Origin of the sequence: Actinomadura sp. NPDC048032 (assembly GCF_040653175.1) — a bacterium.
In the GTDB taxonomy this organism is placed as follows: Bacteria; Actinomycetota; Actinomycetes; order Streptosporangiales; family Streptosporangiaceae; genus Spirillospora; species Spirillospora verrucosospora.
The window spans coordinates 1-5,975 of record NZ_JBEZJP010000467.1 but is presented as its reverse complement, the minus strand read 5'-3'; the positions used below and the strand labels follow the sequence as shown (position 1 = coordinate 5,975).

Here is a 5,975-nt window from a genome sequence, read left to right as displayed (position 1 = left end):
CGGCGGCGCCGAGCCGGCGGCGGGGAATCTGCATGGGCACGGGGTTTCCTATCGGTTGGGATTGATGACGGCCTTGACCTGCTCCTGCCGCGCCAAAGGGCGGATCCGCCCCTGGTACCCGTGGCTCTACCGGCACAGCGCGGTCTACGGGTCGCTGAGCGAGAGACCCGATCTCCTCTACGACACCCTCTCGACCAACAAGGCCTACCGGCGCGGCTTCCTGGAGGAGCACGGCCTGCGGTTCGTCGAGCGGCTGCACTACGAGGACCTGCTGTTCACCGCCGAGGCCTACCTGGAGGCGGGGCGGACCGCCCTGATCCCGCACCGCGTCTACAACTGGCTGGTCAAGGAGCGGACGCGGGCGCCGTCGATCTCCAACCGGCGCGCCGACCTGGCCAACTTCACCGACCGGCTGGAGATCCACCGCCGCATCGACATGCTCTTCGCGCTGCGCGGCGCCTACGACCTGCAGCGGGCCAAGGACGTCAAGTTCGTCAACCACGACCTGGTGCTGTACCTGCGCGACCTGCGCGACCGAGACCCGGCCCACCAGGCGCGCTTCCTCGACCTGGCCGCCGCCTACCTGGATGAGCTGGACCCGCGGGTCTTCGAGCAGGCCAACCCGCTGCCCGCGATCGCCGCGCACCTGATCCGCGAGGGCGACCACGCGGGCGCGCTCGCCGCCGCCGAGTACGACCCCATGAAGCGCCCCGAGCTGCGCGCCCGCCTGGTGGAGCGGGACGGGCGGGTCTACTGGGGCGCCGGTCGCCCGCGCGGCACGCTCGGCCGCCGCGTCCGGGACGTCACGTCCTTCGGGTTCCATGTGCGGCCCCTCCGGGAGCTGCGCCCGGCGAACACCGTGACGCGGCTGGAGACGCGCGGCGGCCGCGTGCTCATGGCAGGCCACGTGCTGAACCCGCTGGAGCGGATCCCGCGGGATGCCGAGCTGGCCGGGACGCTGGAGTTCCGCGACCGGCGCGGCCGCTCGCGGAAGGGGCGGGTCCGCGCGTCCGTCCGGCACGAGGGCGACCGGCTCACCTGGCGCGCCGAGTTCGACCCCGCCCGCAGGATCCGCCCCCTCGGGTTCATCGACCCCGTCTGGGACGTGCGGCTGCGCATCCGGGTGGACGGCGAGGAGGTGGTCACCCGGCTCGGCGAGGGCCGCGGGTCGCCGTCGCTCGGCGGGGTCTCGCTGCCCGTCCGGCCGCGCCTGACGCGGTTCGCGGGGGACCGGCTCCGCTCCTACGTCACCGAGGGCGGGCACCTGGCGTTCGCCCTGGAGGCGGGGAGCCCGTGGGCGCGGCTCACCCGCGCCGCCGCGCGCCGCGCCGCCCTGTCCCGCCCGGGACGGCTGACCCGGCACCGGCTCCGGGAGCTGGGCCGGGCGGTGCGCCGGACCCTGACCGGCCGGAACACCAAGATCATCGTGTTCAACCGGGTGCTGAGCCGGCTGCCCGTCCGGGCCGGCCTGGCGGTCTTCGAGAGCCAGCTCGGCCGCCACTACTCCGACAACCCCAAGTACATCTACCGGGAACTGCGCAGGTCCGGCCGCCCGGTGACGGCCGTGTGGTCGTACGCCTCGTCCCCCAAGGGGTTCCCCGACGACGTCCGACTCGTCAAGCGCGGGTCCTGGGCGTACTACCTGGCGCTCGCGCGGGCCCAGTTCTGGATCGACAACCAGGGCTTCCCGGACCGGCTGCGCAAGCGTCCCGAGACCACCTACATCCAGACCTGGCACGGGTCGGCGTTCAAGCTGATGGGGCTGGACCAGCCGCGGATGAAGTCGGGGCCCGCGGGCGACCAGGAGCGGCTGCGGCGGATGGTGGAGCGCTTCGACTGCTTCCTGGTGCGTTCCGGGCACGACACCGAGACGCTCTGCAGCGGCCTCGGCGTGCGCTCCGAGCTGCTCCCGGTGGGGTATCCCCGCAACGACCCCCTGGTCAACGGGGTGGACGGCGACCCGGAGCTGGCCGCCGAGGTCGCGGCCCTGCGCGAGTCGCTCGGCCTGGACGACGGGCGCCGCGCTGTCCTGTACGCGCCCACGTACGTCACCGGGCCGAAGGGGCGTCCCGTCCGGCTCCTCGACCCGCCTGTGGATCCGGGGGTCTTCGCGCGAGAGCTGGGGGAGGAGTACGTCCTGCTCGTCCGGCCCCACTACCTGTGCCGGGCGAACGTCCCGCCGGGCGCCCGCGCCGTCATGCGGGACGTTGGCGCGGTGCCCGACGTGACGCCGCTCCTGCTGCTGGCGGACGCCCTCGTCACCGACCACTCCTCGATCATGTTCGACTTCGCGCTGCTCGACCGGCCGATCGTGCTGCACCTCCCGGAGGGCAGGGACCTCGCCACCGGCTACTTCGACCTGGAGCGGCACGCTCCGGGGCCGATCACCCGCACCGAGGACGAGCTCGTCGCCGCGCTCGCCGGCCTGGACGCGGCCGGGGCCGAGCACGCCGGGCGGCGCCGCGCGTTCGCCGCGCGCTTCGGCGAGCACGAACGCGGCACCGCCGCGAAGACGGTGGTGGACCGCTACTTCCCCGCCGCGCCGAGCAGGAGGGAAACGCCATGACCGCGCCGCGTGACGTCTTCATCGTGTGCAACAACGCCGACGAGATGGGCGGCCTCCAGCGGTGGGCGCACCACATGGCGCGGCTGCTGGCCGGGCGCGGCGACCGCGTCACCCTCGTCGGGATCACGCGGGGGCCGGAGCCGTACCACCACGGCCGCGACGGCTCCTACGCCGTCGAGGTGCTGCACGGGGAGTGGGGCCCGCCCGCCATGGCCTGGCGCCCGCGCAAGGCGCTGCAGCGGCTCGACCCGGCGGCTCGGGCCCGGGACCTGTGGCGGACGGCCGCCCAGCGGCGCGGCGCGGCGCGCCTGTCGGAGCTGTTCGCCGCCGCGCGGCCGGGAGCGGTCGTCATCGTGGCGCAGGTGTGGGCGATGGAGTGGGTGCGGCTCGCCGACACCTCCGGGCTGCGCGTCGTGGGCATGAGCCACGAGTCCTACCAGGCGACCCGGAGGTCGTCGCGGTACCGGCGGGTCAAGGAGCTCTACGCCCGCGCGGACCGGATGCTCGTGCTCACCGCCGAGGACGCCGACGCCTGGGCCAGGGACGGCATGACCAACGTGGACCACATCCCGAACGCACTGCACGTCACGCCCGGCGTGCATCCCACGCTCGACCTGCCGGTCGTCGCCTGCGTCGGCCGCCTGGCCTACGAGAAGGGTGTGGACCTGCTGCTGGAGGTGTGGGAGCGCGTCGCCGGACGGCATCCGGGCTGGCGGCTGCACGTCTACGGCGGCGGCCCGGACGAGGAGGACCTGCGGGCGCGGGCGGACGCCGCCGGGCTGTCCGGCTCCGTCGAGTTCCGGGGCGTGGTCTGCGAGGTCGAGGAGGCGCTCGTCGAGGCGTCGGTGTTCGCGCTGCCCTCGCGGGCCGAGGGCTTCCCGATGTCGGTGCTGGAGGCCATGGCGTACGGGCTGCCCACGGTGGCGTTCGACTGCGCGCCGGGCGTCCGGGCGCTGGTCGAGGACGGCCGGGACGGCCTGCTGGCCCCGCCGGGCGACGTCACCGCGTTCGCCGCCGCGCTCGGCCGGCTCATCGAGGAACCGGAGCTGCGCCGCGCGCTCGGGGCCCGCGCCCGCGTGTCGGTGTCGCGTTTCGGGCCGGACGCCGTCCTCGCCCGGTGGGACCGCCTGTTCGACCTGCTCCACCGTGGGCACGCGGCCGCCGCGCCGGTTCTCGCGCCGCGCCGGACCGCGGCCTCCGCCGCGCCCCTCGCCGAGAGGCCGGTGGTCGCTCTGGAGGCGGAACCCGCCCTGGGGGGTGATTCTTTCTAACAACTGTTTGGTAGAGTCCCTGGCGTGAAGCAGAACGAGTCCCCCGCGGACCGGGCCTTCCGCGCCGAGGTCCGCGACTGGCTCCAGGGCAACCTGTCGGGCGATTTCGCGCACGCCCGCGGGCTCGGCGGCCCCGGCCGCGAGCACGAGGCCTTCGAGGAGCGGCTGGCCTGGGAGCGTCACATGGCCGCCGCCGGCTGGACCTGCGTCGGCTGGCCCCGCGAGTACGGCGGCCGCGGCGCCACCGTCGAGCAGCAGGTGATCTTCCACGAGGAGTACGCGCTCGCCGACGGGCCGGCCCGGGTCAACCACATCGGCGAGAACCTGCTCGGTCCCACGATCATCGCCTTCGGCACCGACGAGCAGCGCGCCCGCTTCCTGCCGCCGATCGTGGCGGCGCGGGAGCTGTGGTGCCAGGGCTACTCCGAGCCGAACGCGGGCTCCGACCTCGCCAACGTCCAGACCCGCGCCGAGCTCGCCGGGGACCACTGGCTGGTCGACGGGCAGAAGGTGTGGACGTCGCTGGCCCTCGAAGCCGACTGGTGCTTCGTCGTGTGCCGCACCGAGCCGGGGTCGTCGCGCCACAGGGGCCTGTCGTACCTGCTCGTCCCCATGCGCCAGGACGGCGTGGACATCCGGCCGATCGTCCAGCTCACCGGCACCTCCGAGTTCAACGAGGTGTTCTTCGACGGCGCCCGCACCGACGCGGGCAACATCGTCGGGGAGCCCGGCGAGGGCTGGAGGATCGCGATGGCGACGCTCGGGTTCGAGCGCGGCGTCGCGACGCTCGGCCAGCAGGTCGGGTTCCGGCGCGAGTTCGAGGGCGTCGCCGACCTCGCCCGCCGCACCGGCGCCATCGACGACCCCCTGCTGCGCGACCGGCTGACCCGGTCCTACATGGGCCTGGAGATCATGCGGCTGAACGCGGTGCGCACCATGGCGGGCGTCGCGTCGGGCGCCCCCGGCCCCGAGTCGTCGATCTCCAAGCTCGTCTGGGGCACCTGGCACCGCGAGCTCGGCGAGCTGGCCATGGACGTCCTCGGCGCCGCCGGCCTCGTCGCCGACGGGGCGCCGGGCACCGGTCCGGACGGAGGGACCGCGCAGCCCTACGACCTGAACGACTGGCAGCGGCTGTTCCTGTTCTCCCGCTCCGACACGATCTACGCCGGGTCGAACGAGATCCAGCGCAACATCATCGCCGAGCGCGTGCTCGGCCTGCCCCGTGAACCGGCCGCCGACAGGAAGGCACGCGGATGACCCCGCCCCCCTACGTCCCCGGGCACGGCCTGCTCGCCGGCCGCGCCGTCGTGATCACCGCGGCGGCGGGGGCCGGCATCGGCGGCGCCACCGCCCGCCGCTGCCTGGAGGAGGGCGCCCGCGTCCTGGTCTCCGACGCGCACGAGCGGCGGCTCGCCGCGACCGCGGCGGAGCTGGAGAAGGAGTTCGGCGCCGACCGGGTCGACGCGCTGCCCTGCGACGTCACCTCCGAGGAGCAGGTCCAGGCCCTCTACGGCCGGGCCGTGGAGCGGTTCGGCCGCATCGACGTCGCGGTGAACAACGCCGGGCTCGGCGGGACGGCGGACCTCGTCGACATGACCGACGAGCAGTGGGGCCGCGTCCTCGACATCACCCTCACCGGCACGATGCGCTGCACCCGCGCCGCCCTGCGCCTCATGCGCGACCAGGGCTCCGGCGTCGTCGTCAACAACGCCTCGGTGATCGGCTGGCGGGCGCAGAAGGGGCAGGCGCACTACGCCGCCGCCAAGGCGGGGGTCATGGCGCTCACCCGCTGCTCGGCGCTGGAGGCGGCCGACTTCGGTGTCCGGGTCAACGCCGTCTCCCCGTCCCTGGCCATGCACCCGCACCTGGTCAAGGTGACGTCGGAGGAGCTGCTGGAGGAGCTGACGCGCCGGGAGGCGTTCGGCCGCTACGCCGAGCCGTGGGAGGTGGCCAACGTTATCGTCTTCCTGGCCAGCGACTACTCGTCGTACATGACGGGCGAGGTCGTCTCCGTCTCCTCCCAGCACGCTTAGGACACCGGTACATGAGGAACTGCGCATGAGTCCACGACGGCGCGACGCCGAGGGCACCGCCGCCGCCCGCGCGGGGCGGCGGGCCGAGCTGCTCGCCACGGCCGC

General features: G+C 74.3%; 4 protein-coding genes. All 4 read left to right on the top strand.

Annotated features, from left to right (window positions below):
- Positions 1-64: 64 nt before the first annotated feature.
- From AB0C69_RS36495 to AB0C69_RS36480, 4 genes are read left to right on the top strand one after another with little or no spacing between them, the layout of a single operon-like run.
- Complete coding sequence (locus tag AB0C69_RS36495) at positions 65-2,566, top strand: CDP-glycerol glycerophosphotransferase family protein (RefSeq protein WP_360360090.1); 2,502 nt, start codon at positions 65-67, stop codon at positions 2,564-2,566.
- Positions 2,563-3,837: a glycosyltransferase gene (locus AB0C69_RS36490; protein ID WP_360360086.1), complete on the top strand. Its 1,275-nt coding sequence runs from the start codon at positions 2,563-2,565 to the stop codon at positions 3,835-3,837. Before AB0C69_RS36495 ends, AB0C69_RS36490 begins: the two co-directional genes overlap by 4 nt.
- Before the next feature lie 24 nt (positions 3,838-3,861).
- Entirely contained in the window at positions 3,862-5,094 is a 1,233-nt protein-coding gene (locus AB0C69_RS36485; protein ID WP_360360083.1) for an acyl-CoA dehydrogenase family protein, read from the top strand.
- Positions 5,091-5,870: an SDR family oxidoreductase gene (locus AB0C69_RS36480; protein WP_353832903.1), complete on the top strand. Its 780-nt coding sequence runs from the start codon at positions 5,091-5,093 to the stop codon at positions 5,868-5,870. The genes AB0C69_RS36485 and AB0C69_RS36480 overlap by 4 nt, the downstream gene beginning before the upstream one ends.
- Positions 5,871-5,975 lie beyond the last annotated feature (105 nt).